Here is a 20,953-nt window from a genome sequence, read left to right as displayed (position 1 = left end):
AGCGCGTGTCCTCAGCTATCAGGGTGTGTTCTTCTTGCCTACACTTGTGTCATTGACGTGCGAGAAAGGCTCAACTTCTATGGCCGGTCAGACTCCGCTTTCGGATCAGATCACCCAAAACTTTCAAGATCGCGCCTTCTTGGAGAAGGCAAAGTTTGGTGTGCCTTTTTTTACTCGCGTGATCGCCGTTGCCAATCAAAAGGGCGGGGTTGGCAAGACCACGTCGGTTGTTAATCTTGCTGCGGCGTGTGCTTTGGGTGGGTTGAAGGTTGTCGTGATCGACGCCGACGCTCAGGGCAATGCCTCGAGTGCGCTGGGCATCGCGCATACCCCCGGTACTCCTTCGACCTATGAGGTGATCACTGGTCAGGCTTCGATTGGTGAGGTCCTCCAGGCCTGCCCTGATTTAGATAATCTCTGGGTTTGTCCGGCGACGATTGACTTGTCTGGGGCCGAGATTGAGCTTGTTGATCTTGCGCGGCGCGAGTTTCGCCTTGCCGACGCAGTTTCGCATTTCGTCGAGGCCTATCAGCAAATTGATTTAGTTTTCATCGATTGCCCGCCCTCCTTGGGTTTGGTCACTTTGAATGTCATGGTCGCTGCTGATGAGGTTTTGATTCCGATTCAGACCGAGTACTACGCGCTTGAGGGCCTGAGCCAGCTATGGTCCACCATTGATCGCATCAGTGGTGACCTGAACCCGAAACTGCATGTTTCAACTATGTTGTTGACCATGGCCGATAAGCGAACGAAACTTTCTGAAGAGGTTGAGTCGGAAGTTCGTTCACACTTCCCAACCCAAACACTCCAGACAGTGATTCCTCGTTCGGTGCGCGTCTCTGAAGCTCCGAGCTATGGGCAGAGTGTTATTACCTATGATCCAAATGGCGCGGGTAGCCTCGCATACCGGAAAGCTGCACTCGAGTTGAGTCTGCGTCTGGCCAAGTAGGTTTATTTCGTTTTTCGGAAGGCACTTTTTCGAGATTCAGTGGTCTCGCGAATCTCAGGAGAAGGACGCTGTGAAAATCGTTTTTTGATTGTTCAGTCCACATTTTTGTGTTTCACGTGAAACAATGGATTCATCATCACGAGTACGCGAGATTGGTAAATGAGCATGGCGGAGCACTCCGAATCACAGCATAAGGCTCAACGGCGAGCAGGGCTGGGTAGAGGGCTCGGTGCCCTTATCCCCCAGGCACAGAGTGAGAATCCTGAGGAGGTAGCAAAGCGTCCTCTTGACGTTCTCTTCCCCGGTCAGCGCTCAAGCACGACGACGCGCGGAGGTTCCGCGCGCGAACTGCTCGAACCTAAGAGTCGGAAGGCGACGAGCGGGCGCGGTTCGACTCCCCCGAAGTCTACTCGGGCACGTAAGAGCCAGGATTCCAAGGTGCAGCAACCCTCGCAGGCCGACGGAAAGAAGGAAGCGGCGTCTACTTTGGTATCGGCCGCGGTCGAGTCTCTAAGTGATAGTCGCGTTGATAGAAGCGATGTTTCACGTGAAACATCAGAACTTCTGAACGTTCCTGGTGCGACCTTCGCAGAGATTCCTTTGGAGCAGATTGTTCCCAATACCCGTCAACCGCGGCAAGTGTTTGACGAAGATGATCTCAATGAACTCGCTGCCTCTATTCGCGAGGTCGGCGTCCTGCAGCCGATTGTCGTCCGTAGGATTGCGCTCGATCAGGCGCCGTCAGAAACGCTCAAGCAGTTCCTTGAGGAGAAACCTGAGGCACGCTATGAGCTCATCATGGGTGAGCGCAGATTGCGGGCAAGTGAATTGGCTGGGCTATCAAGCATCCCTGCTATCGTCCGCCATACTGAGGACGAGGATCTTCTGCGTGACGCTCTGCTTGAAAACCTGCACCGCGCACAGCTCAATCCCCTTGAAGAAGCCTTCGCCTATCAGCAACTTATGGCAGATTTTGGAGCCACGCAGGAAGAACTTTCGAAGAAGATTGCGCGTTCACGGCCGCAGATTGCGAACACACTTCGACTTCTTAAGCTACCTGCATCCGTACAGAAGAAGGTATCAGCGCAGGTTCTGTCGGCAGGCCACGCACGTGCACTTCTCGGGCTGAGTACGCCGGAAGAAATGGAGATCCTCGCCAACCGCATCATTGCAGAAGGACTTTCTGTACGTACGACAGAAGAGCTCGTTCGCTTAGGTTCAATCCAACGCCCGACGCATCACTCGGTGAAGCGTATGAAGGTTGCATCTCCGCTTGGTGAACATATGAGCCAAGTCCTCGCAGACGCTTGGGACACCCGCGTGACGATCTCTGAGGGTAAGCGCAAGGGTAAGATCATCATCGAATTCGCGGGTAGTGAGGATCTTCAACGTCTTGCGGATCTTCTCCTTCCCAAAGCGAACCGCGAAGACTAATTCTGAGCCGTTTGGTGCACCTGCTGCATTTGATGGGATGCGCGCTTGGTAAGCATTCACTTGAGCTGGAGGAAAATGTTGCAGCCAAAGATGAGGCTTCGGCGAGGTAGGTAGCAAGACCCGAAAGAGAAAGAACATGTGTGGGTGATGTTTCACGTGAAACATCACCCACACATGTATGAGAAGGCGGTTTGTTGTCGGGGCAGTAATGCGAGACAATAGAACCGGAGGTTCACAGCACTTATGGATAGACCACAACCTGATCTCATCTACTTCGACATTGGTGGAGTTCTGGTCACACAGCGGCCTGATCCTGGGCAATTTGCCTCGATCCTGAACCTAGGGAACGAGCCTCATGTGCTGACACTCGTCGACCATGCGATCTGGGCCCATCGAGACTCATATGACGAAGGTATGACAGACAAGGAATTCTGGAACGCTGTCAGCGGTGACTGCGGGCTACCGGAGCCAAGCGAATCCCAACTCGATGAACTTGTTACTGCTGACTCTCGCCGAATGTACGGCATTGATGAGTGTGCCGCGTACCTTCTTGAAGAACTGAAGTCTAAGGGCTACATCATGGGGGTCCTGACGAATATGCCAGCGCCTCACGCGTCAATCGTGATGGAAAGTCCGTGGGCACATAAGTACTTCAATGGACCAATGATCTTCTCATCCTATGTTGGAGTCGCAAAACCGAATCGTGGAATCTATCGCGAGGCGATTGAAGCCGCGCGGCTCGAGGCAGAGAAAATTTTGTTCATCGACGATCGCGAACAAAATACGAAGGCGGCGGAGTACTTGGGTATTTCGACCTTGAGCTGGGCAAACGCGCATGAAACCAGGGAAGAGCTCATTCAGCTCGGGCTTCTCTAAAACATGAAAGTTGGGGGCGGGCACCTTCATGGTGCCCGCCCCCAACTATGCGAAACAATGAGCGCTAAGCGGCTAGGTCAATCCCGGCTTGCAACGTAGCGAACGATAGCCGCGCAGATCTCGTCAAAGGAACCTGTGGCCTCGGCAGCCTGCGGGAAAAGCGAAGTATCGGTCATTCCGGGCGAAACATTCGCGTCAATGAACCAAAAGCTCCCGTTATCGTCAACAATAAAGTCAATACGTGACAGGTCACGAAGACCAAGCAACTCGTGGATCTGGATAGCGGCAGCCTGGACATCCGTCATCTCATCGTTGCTCAGGCGGGCGGGTACAAAGTATTCGCTCTCATCAGTTGTGTAGCGAGCCTCGTAATCGTAGTGACCGTCGTCGGTGGAGACCTCGACGGGTGGCAGGGCAATAGGCCCTTCCTCTAGATCGACAACCGAAACAGCGATATCGCGGCCTTCAACGAAACGTTCGAGCATGACATGCTCCTCGTAGGAGAAAGCATCAACCATCGCAGAACGAAGATCACTTGAATCCTGAGCACGGGACATTCCAAGAGCCGAACCACCCGAAGAAGGTTTGACGACAAGCGGGAAAGTCAAAGAGGAGTTGATCATCCCAAGAACATTGTGCGCGCCGAGCTGGCGGAACAAAAGCTGGGGAAGGGCAATCCACCCGGGGGTATCAAGTCCGGCTGCGCCAACGAGCGCCTTAGCCGTGGGCTTGTTGGAAGCCAGCATCGCCTGCGCAGGTGTCGACCCCACGTAAGGAACTCCCACACCCTCAAGAAGGGATTGGAGAGAACCATCCTCGCCCAAAGATCCGTGAACAAGCGGCCACACAACATCGGGGCCGAAAGCGGAAATCTCAGCGGGAAGATTCTGATCAAAATCGACAACCTTAGCGTCGAAACCCTGGTTGATCAGGGAGTTTGCGACGCGACGTCCGGAGCGAACAGAAACATCACGCTCATGGGTGAGGCCGCCAGCGATAATAAGGACCTTTAATGAATCAGTGGACATGACGATTTCTCCTCGGAATTAGTCTTCGGTATGAACGGAACCATCATGACGGTTCGTTAAAAATTCAGCTTCTTCTTCGGGTGCAACGCCGAACATATCGACGAGCTGCTTCTCAGCATTAACAACGCCAGCAAGGCGACGAATACCTTCACGGATACGATCGGGTTCGGGATAGCAGAAGGACAAGCGCATGTGATCAGCACCCCGGCCGTCGTAGTAGAAAGCGGTACCGGAAACGTAGGCGACCTGTGCCTTTACAGCGCGAGGAAGCATGCTGCGCGCATTCAAACCCTCGGGCAGGGTCACCCATGTGTAGAAACCGCCATCCGGAGTCGTCCACGAGCACTCGGGCATGTACTCCGCCAAAGCATCCAACATGGCCTTGCAACGTTCGGCGTACATTGCGCGATAGACCTTGACTTGGCTGTACCAGTCATAACCGGCCAGGTAGCTCGAGAGGAACATCTGACCGAACATACCTGGGGACAAAATTGCGGCCTCAGAAGCCAGTATCAGCTTCGCGCGAATGGCGTGGGGAGCAAGGGCCCAACCGATACGCATACCGGGCGCAAACATCTTCGAAACCGAACCCAAGTAGACAACGCCCTCGGGAGACCACGAACGAAGTGCGGGAAGCGGATCGGAATCAAAACCAAGCAAGCCGTACGGGTTATCTTCCAAAATCAACACGTGTTCACGCATGCAGATTTCAGCGATCAGGGGGCGACGCTCCAAAGAAAGCGTGACGCCCGCAGGATTGTGGAAGTTCGGGATCGTGTAAAGGAACTTAATGGCGCGACCGGCGGACTTCAGGCGACGGATTGTCTCTTCTAAGGCCTCGGGAATGATGCCGTTGTCATCCATATCAACGTGAATGACATCGGCTTGGCGGGCACGGAAACAGCCAAGGGCGCCAACGTAGGAAGGAGACTCGGCCAAAACAACGTCACCGGAATCGATAAAGAGCTCGGCCATCAAGTCGAGTGCCTGTTGCGAACCCGTCGTAATGACGACGTCGTCAGGGTCAGCGCCGATGATGCCGTCATAGGTCATGACGTTGACAAGTTGCTCACGCAAGGGTTCCCAGCCCTGGCCCGAACCGTATTGCAGTGCCTGGGCGCCGGAGGAAAGGATCAGCTCCTTCGCGGTTTCGGCCAAGCTCTCCAGAGGAAGATCCTTCAGGTTCGGCATACCGCCCGCAAGTGAAACAACCTCGGGCCGCGAGACGACAGAAAAAAGCGCGCGAATCTCAGAAGCTCGCAGGTTGTGAGCTCGATCGGCGTAGGCATCAAACCACGGGTCGAGTCGAGTTCCCTGCAACTGAGAATCCTGAGTCATAATCGCGAACCTTTCTGAGTCACTATGTCAAAAGACACACGTCCAAGTGTGCCACTATTCGCCCACTATTGAATAGCGTCGACGAGGCCGTGGATGCCTTTAATCCAAGCCGTGCGGATCCGCTTCTTCAACCGAGTAGATCCCGGGAAGATCTGAGATCGTTGCAATCAGCGCCGGGAGTGCGACACGGTCCGCGGTCGTCGTTTCGATGTATGCGTGACCGCGCTTGCCTTCGGTATCACTGCGAACCTGGGAAATACGCCATTTCGATTCTGTCATCACGTTCATCACACGGCGCATCACCCCTTGCCCGGAGTCAAAAACAACCTCAAGAACAACAGTATTTGGCCGACGCGGGGAATGCGGACCGATGTGGCGGGCAAGCGGCGTAAGGGCAAAAACAATGAGGAAGTGCATGAGCGTCACTGCAACGCCCGCGACCCACAACCCCGCACCACACGCCATACCAATCCCGGCGGTTTCCCACACCGTGGCGGCGGTGGTCAGGCCTCGTACCGCACCTGACCGGGTCAAAATAATGCCAGCACCGAGGAAGCCAATACCGGAAACAATCTGCGCGGCGACACGGGAGGGGTCTACGCGGACCAAATCTGCGGCGAGCACATCGTCGAAGCCATACTTGGAGACCACCATGAGGAGAGCAGAGGTCATGCCAACGATCGCATCCGTGCGTAGACCCGCGCTCTTTCCACGTGCCTGACGTTCCAGACCGATCAGAGAAGACAGGAGTAGGGCGAGGAGAATCCCGGCAATCTGCTCAAAATGTTGGGTTAGGGTCAGCATGGCCTTCCTCGGTGATAATAACGGCGTGCACGTAATTGTTTCCTAGGGTACATCCCCATCGTCACGACCAGGGGTAAATCAGGGCAATACCCAATAGTGAACGCGGGTAGCTCACGAGCACACTAAAACTATGACTACTCCACTGCAGCAGGGCGCAAGCGCGCCAGACGCACCCAACGCATCCACGGCCTCGGGAATGATCGTTCGCGGGCTGACAAAAACCTACCAGCGAGGCGGAAACACGGTCCTTGCACTCGCGGGAGTAAGCCTCTCGATCCCTCAGGGGAGCCAACTGGCCATCATGGGACCCTCAGGATGCGGTAAAACGACCTTGCTGCACTGCCTCGCGGGGGTTCTTCGCCCGACTTCGGGAAGCATTATGCTCGACGGTACCGAATTGGCGGCGATGAGTGAGGGGGCGATCTCGCAACTGCGGCTGCGCAATTTTGGTTTTGTCTTCCAAGACGGTCAGCTCCTCCCCGAGCTGCCATGTCAAGAGAATGTTGCGATGCCGCTCATGCTGGCGGGAGTGTCGCGCAAGAACGCGGTTACTCAAGCACAGCAGATCCTGATGAATCTGGGGCTGGATGGTGCAGGCCCCTACCGCCCGGGCCAACTTTCCGGCGGGCAAGCACAACGCGTCGCTATTGGGCGCGCGCTCATTACCAACCCCAAAGTCGTCTTTGCTGACGAGCCGACGGGCGCGCTGGACCAAGGGACGGGAGCCGAAGTCATGGGCGTCCTGACCGGAGCGTGCTCGGCAACGGGTGCCAGTCTGATCTTGGTGACCCACGATCCTTCAGTTGCGGCGCGCCTCCCGCATGAAATCCACATGCGCGACGGCTTGATCGATCAGCAGGTGTCTCGATGAGCGCAACACTGACCGCAGCCAAGGCAACGTTGCGTTCGCGTGACCGCGCGACAACAATCCTGACGGTTCTTGCTTTCGCTTTCCCGCATGCGATTTTGCTGAGCGTCACAGGAGGGGTGTGCGCATTTGTTTCTCGTGCGAGTAACCCGCCTGTCGGTTTTACAGATGTCGCAACCTTCTACGTGGTGATGGCGTGTTTTGCTGCAACGCTGATGACTGTCCCGATCCTCTCGATGGGTGGTGCGGCCGCGCGCCTGGGGCTGAGTCGCAGAGCGCGTGACCTTGCTGTACTGCGACTCATCGGCTTAAAACCGGGGCAAACTCGCCTTGCTTGCGTCATCGAGACCGCGGTTTATGCGCTGGTCGGTGTTGTTGCGGGTTCGCTGCTGTACGCAGCGTGCTTACCCGGATGGAGTTTCGTTTCTTTCCAGGGAATTGCCTTGAGTGTCGGCGAGATGTGGGTCGGTCCCCTGATCCTCATTGCCGAGGCCGCACTGATGATGGTCCTTGCAGCTGCCTCCGCGATGCTTGCGATGCGTCGCGTGGCCGTCACGCCCCTAGGAGTGAGCCGAAGAAGCGATGTGTCGAAGGTGTCTCCGGTGGGGCTGGGCATCATGGTCGCCCTCATGGTCGTCTGGCTCTTTATTGGTGGAACCATCTGGAATGCAGGAATTGCTATCGGCTTGTCGGTGCTATTGGGATTCATGGGCGTGATCTTTGCCTTGGTCAACGTCGTCGGTGCCTTGAGTGTCTCGGTCTTGGGACGAATCATGTCCGCATGCGCGCGTACGCCGCAGATGATGCTCGCTGGAAGACGCATTACTGATGATCCCAAGAGCGTGTGGAGGTCTTTCGGCGCGATTGCCCTAGTTGCCTTCCTCGTGGGAGTACTTATGCCGCTCTTTGAGGCAACAAGCGTGTCGAGTAGCCCCGATATGGAAGAGACCAGTGTGATCCTGCTCGGTGATATCCGTACGGGGATGCTGCTGACTTTCGGAATCACACTGGTTTTGGGAGCGATCTCTACGGCGATCAACCAGGGGATTCGCGTCATTGATTCGATCGATCAGATTAAGGCCTTGGAGTACATGGGTTCTCCGGCAAAATTCCTGGACCGCTCGCGCAGGCTTGAAATTATGCTTCCTGCCGTGCTCATGATCGGCGGTGCGCTGGTGCTGGGACTGTGCTTCATGTCTCCGGTACTGACTATGGGAGTGTCCTTGAGCAGTATGGGAATCTTTATCGGGATGACAGCGGGAGGAGTCGCGCTGATTCTCCTTGCCTCAGAAAGCACCGGTCCACTGCGACGAAGGCTGCTCAGTGACATGCGGGAAGGAATGAAATAGGGAAACTGGCGACAAAGAACATTCCTGAAGAAAAACGTCAGATGTCTGTCTGAGCTGGGAAAACGTGCACGTAGGGTTGCACGTTTTCCCTCCTTCTGACGTTTTAGACGGATTAAAATTAAGCGTATTAGATCGAGAGGTCAGGGGCTCGAACTGGTGAGCTTCCACCTGCAATGGCGCCGGTGGAATGACGGGCCGGTGTCTTTGCCCCTACAACGGCACCGGCACGTCAGCCCCTCAATCACGCGGGCAATTAACTCAATCCACCTAGTGGCACACGAGCCTTGCCACGAACAGATTCACTGAATCGGATAACCCGTCACCGGACCCTGATCGGCTGGAATCCACCCCAGTTCAGGAGCAACATACTTCGCAAAGTTGCTAATAATCGACAGATTCTCTTCAAACCCCAGCTGGTTGGGAATTGTCAGCAACAAAGTATCCGCTGCAGCAATAGCCGGATCGGCCTGAAGCTGCTCGATCAAAACATCGGGCGTAGCGGCATAGGAACGGCCAAAAGTCGCTGTTCCCATATCCAAACGTCCGACCTGATCGCTTGAGTATGCTTCCAAGCCATACATTCCGCGATCCTTCGCGCTGAGCAATGGAAAGATCGAACGCGATACAGACACCCTAGGTGTCCACGAGTGCCCCGCTTCTTTCCATGCAGTCCGGTAGAGTGCAATCTGCTCGGCCTGGATCTCAACGAAACTGCGATCACCGCTCTGGTCCAGTGCAGCAGCTTCCTCAGCCAAGTACAGCGGGTTTTCGTAGCACATATGGCGGTTGCAAACACCGGTTCACCTAAGCTTGGTTGCATGGTTGAACTGGTGTCGCTGAGGAAGACGAACGAGGTGGCGCGAGAGGTGACCGTGATTCCCGAGGGCAAGCGCGCGGAGCGCGTGCGGCAGCCCCTGCAACTGGACTATTGGTCAGCTATCACTGTACAGTTCAGTGCATGCTGACTATTGCTTCGCGCCTCGACGTCATGAACCGGCTCGGCCGGGCCATGGCCGACCCGACGCGCTCCCGGATCCTGATGTCCCTGCTTGACGGCCCGAGCCACCCCGCCGTGCTCTCGCGCGAGCTGGGGCTGACCCGCTCGAACGTGTCCAACCATCTGACCTGTCTGCGCGACTGCGGCATCGTGGTCGCTGAGCCCGAGGGGCGGCAGACCCGCTACGAGATCGCCGACCCGCACCTGGCCGCGGCGCTGACGGCGCTGATGGACGTGACGCTGGCGGTGGACGAGAGCGCCCCGTGCATCGACCCGCACTGCTCGGTGCCCGGCTGCTGCGGTCCGAGCGGCTCCGAGGACGCCTCGTGAGCGCCGCCTGCGGCTGCGACGAGCCGACCACCAACGCCGCTGAAGAGGCAGAGGAGACCGAGCGCCCGTGGTGGCGCGACCCGGGCCTGGTGGTGCCGATCCTCTCCGGGGTCGCGTTCGGCACCGGCCTGGTGTTGGAGTGGTCGGGGCTGCACGTCGCGGCGCTGGTCGCGTTCTGGGCGGGCCTGCTGCTGGGCGCGTACACGTTCGTGCCCGGCGCGCTGCGGAAGCTGTTCGCCAAGCGGAAGCTCGGGATCGCTCTGCTGATGACGATCAGTGCCGTCGGCGCGGTCATCCTCGGCTACGTGGAGGAGGCCGCCGCGCTGGCGTTCCTGTACTCGATCGCCGAGGCCCTGGAGGACAAGGCGATGGACCGCGCCCGCGGCGGCCTGCGCGCGCTGCTCAAGCTCGTGCCGGAGACCGCGACCGTGCTGCGCGACGGTGCCTCGGTGGAGGTCCCGGCCAAGGAGATCGCGGTCGGCGACGTGCTGCTGGTCCGTCCGGGCGAGCGGGTCGTCACCGACGGGATCGTCCGCGTCGGACGCTCCAGCCTGGACACGTCCGCGATCACCGGCGAGTCGATCCCGGTCGAGGTCGCACCCGATGACGCGGTCTCGGCGGGAGCGATCAATACCGCCGGAGTGCTGGAGGTCGAGGCGACCGCCGCGGGCACCGACAACTCGCTGACCACGATCGTGGAGCTGGTAGAGCAGGCCCAGGCCGAGAAGGGCGACCGAGCCCGGATCGCTGACCGGATCGCCCGCCCGCTGGTGCCCGGCGTGATGGTCCTCGCCGTCCTCGTCGGCGTGCTCGGGTCCCTGCTCGGCGACCCAGAGACCTGGATCACCCGCGCCCTGGTCGTCCTCGTCGCGGCCAGCCCCTGCGCGCTGGCGATTGCGGTGCCAGTCACCGTGGTCTCCGCGATCGGCGCGGCGACCAAGTTCGGCGTCGTCATCAAGAGCGGGGCCGCCTTCGAGCGCCTCGGCGGCATCCGGCACCTCGCCGTGGACAAGACCGGCACTCTGACCCGCAACCGGCCCGAGGTCACCGCCGTCGTCGCCGCCCATGGGTTCGACGACGCGCAGGTGCTCGCCTGGGCGGCGTCCGTCGAGCAGCACTCGACGCACCCACTCGCCGCCGCCATCGCCGCCGCGGGCCGGGGAACCCCCGCCGCGCAGGACGTGGCCGAGGAGGCCGGGCACGGCATCGGTGGCCTGGTCGACGGCCGCCGGGTGACGGTGGGCAGCCCCCGCTGGATCGACGCCGGACCGCTCAAGGCCCGGGTCGAGGACCTGGAGGCCGAGGGGCAGACCTGCGTGCTCGTCACCGTCGACGGCTTCCTGGCCGGGGCGATCGGCGTCCGCGACGAGCTGCGCCCCGAGGTCCCCGAGGTTGTGCGGACCCTGCGTGACCAGGGCGTCGAGGTGAGCATGCTCACCGGCGACAACTCCCGCACCGCTGCTGCGCTGGCGAAGCTGGCCGGGATCGGCGACGTGCATGCCGAGCTGCGTCCCGAGGACAAGGCTCGCATCGTTGCCGGGTTCTCGGAGACGTCGCCGACCGCGATGATCGGCGACGGCATCAACGACGCCCCCGCCCTGGCCGGTGCGACTGTGGGCATCGCGATGGGCGCGACCGGCTCCGACGCCGCGATCGAGTCTGCCGACGTCGCCTTCACCGGGCACGACCTCGGCCTGATCCCGCAGGCGCTGCGGCATGCCCGCCGCGGCCGGGCGATCATGAACCAGAACATCGTGCTGTCCCTGGCGATCATCGCCGTGCTGCCGCCGCTGGCCATCACCGGCGTGCTCGGCCTGGCCGCGGTCGTCCTCGTCCACGAGGTCGCCGAGGTCGTCGTTATCGCCAACGGGCTGCGCGCAGCGCGTGCCCACAAACGATAGGGGTGGCATCGAACGTCATGACTCAGACATGTGCTAGCGCATATCGATAATGCCGGTACCCACTTCAATATGTGCCGTCCGTGCTGTAACCGCTGAAAGAAGCGGTATAGGGGAAGCCCCCTGAGGCGCAAAGTGATGAACCCTGAAGTAGGCTCCATTCACTCCAAGATCATCAGCGGCAACAGATAACTCGATTGCCTGATGAAGGGCATCGCGCCCGCTTAGTCCGCGCCTTCCGTCCCGTGCGTAGTGTCCAAAGCTCAGGAAACCGAAGGCCTTCAATACTTACACCTGAGATTCGAGCCAGTGCTGCGCGTCAAGAGCAGCACGGCAACCGGAACCCGCAGCGGTAATCGCCTGACGATAGGTATGGTCAACGGCATCACCGCAGGCGAAAACACCCGGGAGGTTGGTCGCGGTCCCCGGATCGTTGACCACGATGTAGCCCGCCTCGTCCAAGGCAACTTGATCGGCGATCAGCGAGGTGCGGGGAAGGTGGCCAATCGCAACAAAAACGCCTTCGGCTTCTAGGACGCTCTCGGAACCATCAACGGTGTTGCGCAGGCGCACACCCGTCACCGAAGAATCCCCAAGGACTTCCTCGACAACGGAATTCCACACGAATTCGATCTTCGGGTTAGCCGCAGCACGATCAGCCATTGCCTTCGAGGCACGCAGCTGGTCACGACGGTGAACAACCGACACCTTCGAGGCAAACTTCGTCAGGAAGGTGGCCTCTTCCATAGCGGAATCTCCACCACCGACAACGATCAGGTGCTTGTCACGGAAGAAGAAACCATCGCAGGTCGCGCAGTAGGACACACCGCGACCAGAGAACTCTTGTTCACCGGGCACATCCATGTGGCGGTATTCGGAGCCGGTCGCCAGAATCACAGTGCGCGCCTGGAGGGTCTCGTCCTCAAGGGTGATCGTCTTGATATCGCCCTCAAGAGAAAGCGCGTAGGCATCCTCGTAGCGCACTTCCGCGCCGAACTTTTCAGCCTGCTGACGCATCTGGTCCATGAGGTCCGGGCCCATAATTCCCTCGGGGAAACCCGGGAAGTTCTCAACCTCGGTGGTATTCATCAGAGCACCACCGGCTGCAAGCGCACCGGCGACAACGACGGGCTTAAAACCCGCGCGAGCAGTGTAAATAGCCGCCGTGTACCCCGCGGGGCCAGAACCGACAATAACGACGTCACGGATGTTTTCAGACATGGTGTCTCCTATGGGCAGGTTGCGGGTTACTTCACTGACAGCTCGCTGATCCACGCCCACGCGCGACCATCTTGCGAGGTTGGCATCTTGCGGAAGGTAATGCTGATGGCATCGGTCTCCACGGGATGTGCCAGTTTGATGTCCGTTGTGGGAGAGAACGTCGTGGTTGCGATTTCTGTTCCCGCACGAGGTGAATTGGGATCTACAGCACGAACAACACCTTCACCGCCACTCGTCGAGGGATCCATCGTCAAGGTGATTTCAGAAACCGTTGACTTCTTCTCGAACTTCACGAGCACGGTGACCGCGGTGTCGTCTAGGAATTGGTTGTAATCGAAGTAGCGCGAGTGCCAGCTGGTCTTTGCGTCTCCATCGATCATATTGACGGCCATTTCTTCGTGGTCGCCCTTGTCATCCTTCCACGACAGCACGGACACACTGGAGATCACCGGTGTCACAGTTGTCGTCTGTGAAGGATTGTCGGAAGGCTGAGCCGATGCGGAAGCCGAAGGCGAGGCGCTCTTCGCTTGGTTCACGATGTCGTCAACACCGGAGTGCTTGACCGGGCTGAGTACGGTTGCACCCGCCCAAATGGTAGCGAGGACCGTCAGCACTGCGGCAAAGATAATCGTTGGGCGCGTGGGATCAATTCCGCGCTCCGCGCTTTCGCCGCCCGAGGCCGGTGATCCTTGTGCGCGGCCACCTTCGCCTCGGCCGCCGCCGTTTCCGCCACCGGTACCACCGCTGTGCCCGCTACCTGCGAAGGAAGCACCAGCGTGACCGACGCGCGCGGCAGCCGTCGCCGCCACACCCTCGGCAGCAGCAGCGCCGCCCACAACAGCACCCTCAGCAAAACCCTTGGGATGCGGTGCGGGGATACGAGAAGGAGAAGGAGTAGAAGGAGACTTTGCGGCGGAAGTTTCCGCCGCGGCCTCGGCAGCTGCAGCACCCAGGGGAATACCAGCAGGCGCGGTCGCATCGAGGTCGTAGACGCGCGCTGTAGCTGGGAGGGTCGGAACAATGGGAAGCTCAGGCTTGGCCTGGCTTACCTCGACGCGGCCTCGGGAAGCGTGGTTCTCCTGGGGAAGCGTGGGCTGCGAGGCAGGAACTTCCGGCGCGGGAGTCTGCGGCGCGGGAGCCGACTCATGCGGCCCATCGGGATTGACGATCTCATCGAAAGCAGGCACGGAGAGGTCGACGGAGAGCGGAACCCAGCGAGGCATACCTTCGGCAGGGGTGCGGTGATCCTCAGCGGACATGACTTCCTCCTTGCGTGATGCTGCCAGCCTATTATGAATGCTCTCGGGACGCTGCGGCGACGGCGCGGCCGAAAGGAACGCACACAGTGCTGCGGGGAGACGCAGACGAGTGAGCAGGGGACGAATACTGGTTGCAGACTCTTGCGGGTTGATGAAGCGCATCGCAAGCATGTAGATCACGGTGACAACGATTGCGACGACCCCGAACTTCACGCCAGATACCAGCCAGCGCACCAGTTTCGAGGAAATCGTCGTGTAGATTCCCATGAGCCACAGCACGCTAAAACCGACGACTCCAGCCACAACCGCGCAGCAGACGTAGGTCAGGTAGGAGCGCACAATAAGCGAGGAATTGACGAAGCGATTGCGATTGCCAACCCAACGCATGGCAATCAAACCCTGAACGATGCGGCACACTGTTTCGCCAAGAGCCGCGCCGATGACCCACCAACGCACGCCCGTCGCAAAGTAGATCGACCACCCGACGATGATCTGCAAAATCGTGGGGACAATGCCCATGAGGAACACGGGTTTTGCGTCCTCGTAAGCGAAGAAGACGCGCTGGCTCATCAGCACGATTCCCGTCGAGGCCACGCCGGGCATGAGGGAAACCAGAATCAGCGCGTAGGAAGAGATCAGTTCGGGCCGGGTCGTATTGGTGACGACCAGCTGCATCATCGGGGCAGCGCCCGCCATGAAGATCGCGGCAGCAAGAACCGTCAGGGAGGTAATGAGGCGAATACCCGTGTGGTAGTTCTCGGCAACTTCCTCGTCGTTATCTTCGGCGACCGCGTAGTTCAATCGTGTGAAGATTGCGGTCGCAAGAGAAACGGTAATGACCGACTGCGGGAGCATGAAGATCAAAAATGCAGCCGAATATCCGGCCAGACCTGCGATGGGCTGGGGGTTTTGGTTGAGGTAGTTATCCGCAATCGAGGCGATGGCGTTCGTTGAGAGAACGCCAACTTGGGACACGCCCAAGGTCGCAAATGTCCAGCCTGCAACCTTCGAGGCCGAGCCGAAAGAAGTCCCACGGAAGTGGAAGTCAGGTTTGAATGAGATTCCCGCTCGTCTCATGGGGATGAACAAAACAAGTGCCTGGCAGACAACGCCCAAGGTCGTTGTCACCGACAAGAGCCAGAATTGCGGGGAGGTGAAGTCCGTGATGGCGAAGTCTTCGTGGGAACCCCACAGAACCAAGAAAGCGGTCAGACCTGCGATTGCAATGACGTTATTGAGCACCGGCGCCCACATATAGGGGCCGAAAACTCCACGGGCATTGAGGAGCTCACCGAGCAGGTTATAGAGCCCGTAGAAGAAGATCTGCGGCAAACACAAGAAGGCGAAGGAAACTGCAAGGGAGCGAATCTCCATACTGTAGCCCGGCGCCATGATGATGATGAGAAGTGGCGCAAGAAGAGTCGAAACGAAAGCCACCACGAAGAGGATCGTTCCGGCCAGTGTGATGAGGCGGTTGATGTAAACCTGGCCTTCATCTCTCTTGAGTGCGCGAACAATCTGCGGAACCAAGACAGCGTCGAAAACGCCGGAGGCAAGGAGATTGAAGATCGTGTTGGGCAGGGTGTTTGCTGTCTGGAATGCAGCCGAGACCGCACCGCCGGCCGAACCCAGCGCCGCCAATAGCATTGCGGTCTTGATGAAGCCAAGGACTCGGGAAACCATTGTTCCCGAGGCCATCAATACGCTGGCCCGTAAAAGCGAACCGTTGCGAGCTTGGCTTTCACTCATTCCTGATCCTCTTCATGTGAGTCGGATGTAGTCGGCTTGGCCGGGGGACGCCCGGCTTTCACGAATGCTCCGGTGGACAGTGGAACGTTGACCGTCCCTTTTTCAACGCCACCAACGCCGGGCAGGTGCGAGGACTCCTCAGTGGTCGAGGCATTGAAGCGACGCCGAACCGTGCGGATAATTCCGCCAACGAAGGCAAGTCCGACAAGAACCGCCATGACGACTGTTGCTGCATCTTCCCATCCGGCGCGCATGCGGACTAGAACCTTTTGCGAATCATCAAGGATGGTTCCGCTGGGTGTCGATACCTTGTAGGTCACGCGTATATCGCCCGAACCGATGGCGGTCACGGGTACTTCAACCGTTGAGGAAGAATTCGCTGGAATCGTGGCTGTCGAGGTACTGGTGACACGCAATCTGGGATCGCCCGGGAGCAAAGTGACCTCGACATTGACCGGCCACGGCAAAGAATTGCGCACGCGAACGGGGAAATTAGCGCTCTTATTAATGAGGTTGACCGCGTTTGAAGACTCAACCGATACGGAAGAGCTAAAAGTATTGAGCGACTGAATGCTGCTCACGATCGTTTCGGATCGCTGATCCCCAAGGTCTGCCCGAAGTGCGCTCGAAACGGTTGTATCCACCCTCAGTCGAGCTGCATCAACATTTTCTGTTGCTCCCGCCAAGGGAAGAGTAGCCGCATAAGCGCCGCCTAACGCGCTCATCTCTGAACGAAGCGAGTCGCTAAAAGGCGAATCTTGGACGGCCGTACGCTCGATGTCTGTCGCCTCGGAGTTCATCAGGTCACTGAAGGAAATCCCCTCAACCCAGCGGTTATCGAGGATTGCTCGCACGCGCTCAAGTCGGGTCTCATCCAGTGAGGAAGAACGTTGAAGCGGGACGAAAAGTGTCCGCGACAAGCTCGGGCGTTCGCGGGTGATCATTGCGGTCATAGCCGTGAGGAACTGCTGGGTATCGAGTTCGTCATCAAGGCTTTGGGCATCCCAGGAAAGCAGGTCCGTCATGGGCGAGAGGGAACTGAGAGCCGTGTAGCTTTCACCTGAGTGATCATCATTATTGGTGATGGTCTGGCCATCGGCTGAGAGCTGAACCTTCGCCATAGAGGTGAAGTTTTGTTCGCTTTCGGGCGCAAGTTCGCCGGGTGGAGCAATGAAGGTTGAGCCAAGCTGCCCGTTCAAGGACTGCTTTCCCCAGCTTCCCGAGGTCGTCCATGACACGTTATCGATGAGCTTGGGTACTGCAGTGCTGCTCGGCGTCGGGCTTGCCTCAGTGCTTGGCGAGGGGCTTGGACTTTGCGAGGCCTCACTTGGGCTGGCAGAGGAGCTTGCGCTGGCAGAAGCGGAGGCGCTTGCCGAGGAACGGGAGGAAGAGGGAAGAAGAGCCTGCGTCTTGGCAAGAGTCGTAGGAACCTGTGCCCGCGAGTCGACAAGATACTTCATGATCGTGTCGTTATCGAGAGTCGTCGCAAGCGTCAGGTCCGCATCGTTACTGGGTAGAGCCACGAGCTCACGGGTGCGCTCAAAGAAGGTCTGGAGGAAAGCAACGCGCGTATTGCGATCAGCAGTGATCTCGGCCTCGGAACGCGGGGTGGCGGAAGAGGAAGGAGACGGCGAGGCGCTGGTTGCGGAAGCGGAAGCACTGGCCTCGGAAGAAGAAGCAGAAGGCGTTGGCGAAGAAGACGAGGCGCTGGAGCTTGCGCGATCTTCAGGGACGGTGAGCTCGTCGACCAGAGTTTGCGAGTCGGTCGCGAAAGTTACTCCCGACATGGATGCCGCAGACAGGATCGAATAGGAATCACTGGTCACGCGTGGAGTTGAGGACGTCCAGGGCAAGAGAACATTGACGCGCGTGCGTTCAAGGGAATATGCCGAATCCCAGATCAGAATGGAGCGGTCACTTCCCCGGTTTTCATCACCCTCAACAACGACCGTGATACCTCGCGGCCCCCACTCAAAGTCCGAAGTGAAGGGGAGGTCTTCAAAAGGAATCGTCATATGGAAGGTCTGTTCGGCGCCTGGCTGGATCGTTGCTTCCAAGGTTCCCGCATGCACGCGCCGACCCTGATAGGACTTCCCCGTCACATAAGCCGAGAGGTCCGAAGCGGTCAGCGGCGAATAAGTCTGAACATAGGCATCCAAAGACGGATTCTGGATGGGCTTATCCGTCAGATTGCGGACAACGCCCGAGACCTGCACATTGTTTTGAGCAGTGATCACTCGCGGTTCGAGGCGGTTAATCCGAACGTCCACTCCCAAGGCTTGGGGTGCCTCACCCAAAACCTCCGGTCGCGCATTGGCCTGGGGCGTAAGTGCTGCGGGTAAGGCTGACGCTGCCGAGGCCTCGTGAGTGCCCGCGGTGGGAAGTGAGGCAAGGGTGGCCGCGCTCGCGGGTTGAAGTGAAAGAAGCAGGGCGCTCAGGGGCACAAGAGTCAGTGCAATTCGAGTGGCTCGCAGTCGCGTCATGATGCATCCCGGTAAAGCAAGTCCAAAGCGATCCCGACAATGCGCCTCTCGTTGGGGTAAGCCAAGTCATGCGAGAGCTCACGCAAGGGGACCCAGGCGGCGTCCTCGGCCTCGTGATCCGGATCCCCCTCAACGGTGATGGACCCGGAAATGTAACCCATCAGGTAGTGGTGGACAACCTTGTGGATCCGCCGATCTGCGCCGGAAAACCAATAATCAATCGAGGCGAGGTGGCGAATGATGCGCCCGTGAATACCGGTTTCTTCAGCGACTTCGCGAAGAGCGGCTTCTTCGGGAGACTCCAAGCCTTCAAGATGCCCCTTGGGGAGGCACCACTCAATCTTCCCCGATCGATTCCGTCTGGCGATGATTGCTGCGTAGGGCTGGCCATTGCGAACATCGACAACGATGCCCCCGGCAGAAGTTTCAGAGGAAACGGGAAGGAAATGAGGGGCCGAATTCGCTGTACGCAACGAAGGATGACGACGCGGAGGCTGAGGCACTCCGGGTCGTAACGCTTCAGAAGGTACAGTCATAGTTCCACTTTAAGCGGGATTAGCCCTCCGGGTCAGGTCGCACCATCGGTCGAGTGGGAATTACCGCACTTTTTACAGCCTGTGCTATGGCTGCGAGTGACCTTATTCCCGTGTCAACCATGAATGAAGCCGTGATGCGAGCAAGCCAAAGAAGCCCAAAACATGGCATGCTGGAGGGGATGAGTACACAACTGTCGCGAACAATGGGTCAAGCCCGCTCTCACGCACCCCGCCCCTCTGGTTTAGGCGAGGGTGATTTGGGCCTGCTCATGGCCCAGGCGAAAGAGGCTTTCTCCCGTATTCCCAAGGAAATCCTCGAACTGGGCGAAATCTTCACCCAGGCCGGTGAGGAAATCAGCTTGGTCGGAGGACCGGTTCGCGATGCTTTCTTGGGGCTGACCCCTCACGATTTTGACTGCACGACCTCTGCTCGCCCAGAAAAAACCGAAGAGCTTCTTGCTCAATGGGGAAACTCAACCTGGGACATTGGCCGCGAGTTCGGCACCATCGGTGGCAGGCGCGGCAATTTTGTCGTCGAAGTGACGACCTATCGCACTGATTCTTATGAAGTGGGGTCGCGAAAGCCCGAGGTCGAATACGGCGACACTTTGGAAGGTGACCTCACTCGCCGCGACTTCACCGTCAACGCTATGGCGATGCGCCTGCCGCAATTGGCGCTCGTTGACCCCCATGACGGCCTCTCTGATCTGGCCGTTGGTCGTCTTCGCACCCCGGTTAGCGCACTGCAATCCTTTGATGATGACCCGCTGCGCATCATGCGAGCCGCACGCTTTAGCGCCCAGCTTGGCATTGACGTGGATGAGGACGTCATGGACGCTATGGAATCTATGGCGGGGCGCTTGGAGATTGTTTCGGCAGAGCGTATTCGCGCTGAACTCGAGCGACTGATTATTTCCCCGTGGCCCAGGCGAGGCCTTGAGCTCATGGTCCACACGGGCGTTGCTGACATTGTCCTTCCTGAATTGTCAGCCCTCGTGTCAACAGTTGATGAGCACAATAGGCACAAGGACGTCTATCAGCACACGCTCACCGTCTTGGATCAGGCGATCGACCTGGAGACCGACGCGGATGGCCCGGTTCCCGAACCGGACTTTATCTTGCGTTTTGCTGCCCTCATGCACGACGTCGGTAAGCCGGCTACGCGGTGCTTCGAATCTAATGGCACGGTCTCTTTCCACCATCATGAATTGGTGGGCGCAAAGATGACGCGCAAGCGCATGAAGGCCCTGCGTTTCGACAAGGCCACGACCGATGCCGTGTCTGACTTGGTTGCTCTTCACTTGCGTTTCCACGGTTATGGCGATGCGAAGTGGAGCGATTCGGCGGTTCGTCGCTACGTGGCGGACGCGGGAGAACTTCTCGAGCGCCTTCACCGATTGACCCGAGCGGACTGCACGACTCGCAACAAGCGTAAGGCCGCATTCTTGTCTGCCGCCTATGACGATCTGGAAGAGCGTATTGCCGCGTTGCGCGCGCAAGAAGAACTCGATGCGATCCGCCCCGATCTTGACGGGGATCAGATCATGGAGATTCTGGGGATTCGCCCCTCTAAGGCCGTGAAGATGGCGCGTGACTACCTCCTTGACCTGCGTATGGAAAACGGGCCCATGGGTGAAGAGGCCGCGCGCGAGGCCCTGCTTGCGTGGTGGGCATCCGATGAGGTGCGAGAAGTTGCCGAAGAGTATCAGGCTCAGCAGGCTCGCTGGGAAGAAATGTCCGCGCAGAAGAGGGCTCGTAAACGTCGCGCTGCCAGCGAAAACTAAGCCGATCCGGAGCTACCTTTAGGCAATTGCCTGCCTTTCTGCGTAGGCTA

General features: G+C 58.6%; 17 protein-coding genes and 1 pseudogene. 9 read left to right on the top strand and 9 right to left on the bottom strand.

The window, feature by feature from the left end; translation table 11 throughout:
- Nucleotides 1-79: 79 nt before the first annotated feature.
- The 3 genes from HMPREF1627_RS03000 (at nucleotide 80) to HMPREF1627_RS02990 (ending at nucleotide 3,259) form a co-directional block, all read left to right on the top strand.
- On the top strand, nucleotides 80-949 hold the full coding sequence (locus HMPREF1627_RS03000) for a ParA family protein (protein ID WP_034501007.1): 870 nt from the start codon (nucleotides 80-82) through the stop codon (nucleotides 947-949).
- Between the two features lie 159 nt (nucleotides 950-1,108).
- Nucleotides 1,109-2,383: a ParB/RepB/Spo0J family partition protein gene (locus HMPREF1627_RS02995; protein WP_420705307.1), complete on the top strand. Its 1,275-nt coding sequence runs from the start codon at nucleotides 1,109-1,111 to the stop codon at nucleotides 2,381-2,383.
- A gap of 243 nt (nucleotides 2,384-2,626) precedes the next feature.
- Complete coding sequence (locus HMPREF1627_RS02990) at nucleotides 2,627-3,259, top strand: HAD family hydrolase (RefSeq protein ID WP_034501005.1); 633 nt, start codon at nucleotides 2,627-2,629, stop codon at nucleotides 3,257-3,259.
- A gap of 77 nt (nucleotides 3,260-3,336) precedes the next feature.
- Here HMPREF1627_RS02990 and HMPREF1627_RS02985 read toward each other — a convergent pair whose 3' ends face one another.
- From HMPREF1627_RS02985 to HMPREF1627_RS02975, 3 genes are all read right to left on the bottom strand, one after another.
- Nucleotides 3,337-4,287 carry a D-alanine--D-alanine ligase family protein gene (locus HMPREF1627_RS02985; RefSeq protein ID WP_034501003.1) on the bottom strand — a complete coding sequence of 317 codons (951 nt, stop codon included), beginning with the start codon at nucleotides 4,285-4,287 and terminating at the stop codon, nucleotides 3,337-3,339.
- A gap of 18 nt (nucleotides 4,288-4,305) precedes the next feature.
- Nucleotides 4,306-5,625 carry a PLP-dependent aminotransferase family protein gene (locus HMPREF1627_RS02980; protein ID WP_034501001.1) on the bottom strand — a complete coding sequence of 440 codons (1,320 nt, stop codon included), beginning with the start codon at nucleotides 5,623-5,625 and terminating at the stop codon, nucleotides 4,306-4,308.
- Nucleotides 5,626-5,724: 99 nt separating this feature from the next.
- The gene (locus HMPREF1627_RS02975; protein ID WP_034500999.1) at nucleotides 5,725-6,429 is read right to left on the bottom strand and encodes an MgtC/SapB family protein; all 705 of its coding nucleotides are present in this window, start codon (nucleotides 6,427-6,429) and stop codon (nucleotides 5,725-5,727) included.
- 196 nt (nucleotides 6,430-6,625) lie between these two features.
- Here HMPREF1627_RS02975 and HMPREF1627_RS02970 point away from each other — a divergent pair, with 196 nt between their 5' ends.
- Together HMPREF1627_RS02970 and HMPREF1627_RS02965 are read left to right on the top strand one after the other, a co-directional pair.
- Nucleotides 6,626-7,300 carry an ABC transporter ATP-binding protein gene (locus HMPREF1627_RS02970; protein ID WP_034501175.1) on the top strand — a complete coding sequence of 225 codons (675 nt, stop codon included), beginning with the start codon at nucleotides 6,626-6,628 and terminating at the stop codon, nucleotides 7,298-7,300.
- Complete coding sequence (locus HMPREF1627_RS02965; protein WP_034500997.1) at nucleotides 7,297-8,646, top strand: FtsX-like permease family protein; 1,350 nt, start codon at nucleotides 7,297-7,299, stop codon at nucleotides 8,644-8,646. The genes HMPREF1627_RS02970 and HMPREF1627_RS02965 overlap by 4 nt, the downstream gene beginning before the upstream one ends.
- A 299-nt stretch (nucleotides 8,647-8,945) precedes the next feature.
- Here HMPREF1627_RS02965 and HMPREF1627_RS02960 read toward each other — a convergent pair whose 3' ends face one another.
- A complete protein-coding gene (locus HMPREF1627_RS02960) occupies nucleotides 8,946-9,425 on the bottom strand; it encodes a flavin-dependent oxidoreductase (protein WP_081940747.1) in 480 nt (159 codons plus the stop codon).
- Nucleotides 9,426-9,464: 39 nt separating this feature from the next.
- Here HMPREF1627_RS02960 and HMPREF1627_RS10750 point away from each other — a divergent pair, with 39 nt between their 5' ends.
- From HMPREF1627_RS10750 to HMPREF1627_RS02950, 3 genes are read left to right on the top strand one after another with little or no spacing between them, the layout of a single operon-like run.
- Entirely contained in the window at nucleotides 9,465-9,611 is a 147-nt protein-coding gene (locus HMPREF1627_RS10750) for a hypothetical protein (protein WP_234305224.1), read from the top strand.
- The gene (gene cmtR / locus HMPREF1627_RS02955; protein WP_019126703.1) at nucleotides 9,605-9,973 is read left to right on the top strand and encodes a Cd(II)/Pb(II)-sensing metalloregulatory transcriptional regulator CmtR; all 369 of its coding nucleotides are present in this window, start codon (nucleotides 9,605-9,607) and stop codon (nucleotides 9,971-9,973) included. The genes HMPREF1627_RS10750 and cmtR overlap by 7 nt, the downstream gene beginning before the upstream one ends.
- On the top strand, nucleotides 9,970-11,874 hold the full coding sequence (locus HMPREF1627_RS02950) for a heavy metal translocating P-type ATPase (RefSeq protein ID WP_034500992.1): 1,905 nt from the start codon (nucleotides 9,970-9,972) through the stop codon (nucleotides 11,872-11,874). Before cmtR ends, HMPREF1627_RS02950 begins: the two co-directional genes overlap by 4 nt.
- A 36-nt stretch (nucleotides 11,875-11,910) precedes the next feature.
- Here the strand turns inward: HMPREF1627_RS02950 and HMPREF1627_RS10140 are convergent.
- The 5 genes and pseudogenes from HMPREF1627_RS10140 to HMPREF1627_RS02930 form a co-directional block, all read right to left on the bottom strand.
- A pseudogene (locus tag HMPREF1627_RS10140) lies at nucleotides 11,911-12,156 on the bottom strand (LLM class flavin-dependent oxidoreductase); the annotation flags it as partial.
- A gap of 3 nt (nucleotides 12,157-12,159) precedes the next feature.
- Complete coding sequence (gene trxB / locus HMPREF1627_RS02945) at nucleotides 12,160-13,092, bottom strand: thioredoxin-disulfide reductase (RefSeq protein WP_034500990.1); 933 nt, start codon at nucleotides 13,090-13,092, stop codon at nucleotides 12,160-12,162.
- Nucleotides 13,093-13,118: 26 nt separating this feature from the next.
- The gene (locus HMPREF1627_RS02940; RefSeq protein WP_034500988.1) at nucleotides 13,119-16,100 is read right to left on the bottom strand and encodes a murein biosynthesis integral membrane protein MurJ; all 2,982 of its coding nucleotides are present in this window, start codon (nucleotides 16,098-16,100) and stop codon (nucleotides 13,119-13,121) included.
- A complete protein-coding gene (locus HMPREF1627_RS02935) occupies nucleotides 16,097-18,583 on the bottom strand; it encodes a DUF6049 family protein (protein WP_052040810.1) in 2,487 nt (828 codons plus the stop codon). The genes HMPREF1627_RS02940 and HMPREF1627_RS02935 overlap by 4 nt, the downstream gene beginning before the upstream one ends.
- Complete coding sequence (locus HMPREF1627_RS02930; RefSeq protein ID WP_234305223.1) at nucleotides 18,580-19,119, bottom strand: NUDIX hydrolase; 540 nt, start codon at nucleotides 19,117-19,119, stop codon at nucleotides 18,580-18,582. Before HMPREF1627_RS02930 ends, HMPREF1627_RS02935 begins: the two co-directional genes overlap by 4 nt.
- Nucleotides 19,120-19,388: 269 nt before the next feature.
- On the opposite strand from HMPREF1627_RS02930, the gene HMPREF1627_RS02925 reads away from it, so the two are divergent.
- Complete coding sequence (locus tag HMPREF1627_RS02925) at nucleotides 19,389-20,903, top strand: CCA tRNA nucleotidyltransferase (protein WP_034501171.1); 1,515 nt, start codon at nucleotides 19,389-19,391, stop codon at nucleotides 20,901-20,903.
- Nucleotides 20,904-20,953 lie beyond the last annotated feature (50 nt).

Origin of the sequence: Actinomyces sp. S6-Spd3 (assembly GCF_000758755.1) — a bacterium.
Classification (GTDB): Bacteria; Actinomycetota; Actinomycetes; order Actinomycetales; family Actinomycetaceae; genus Pauljensenia.
The sequence above is the reverse complement of the archived record's forward strand: the minus strand, read 5'-3'. Positions and strand labels throughout refer to the sequence as shown.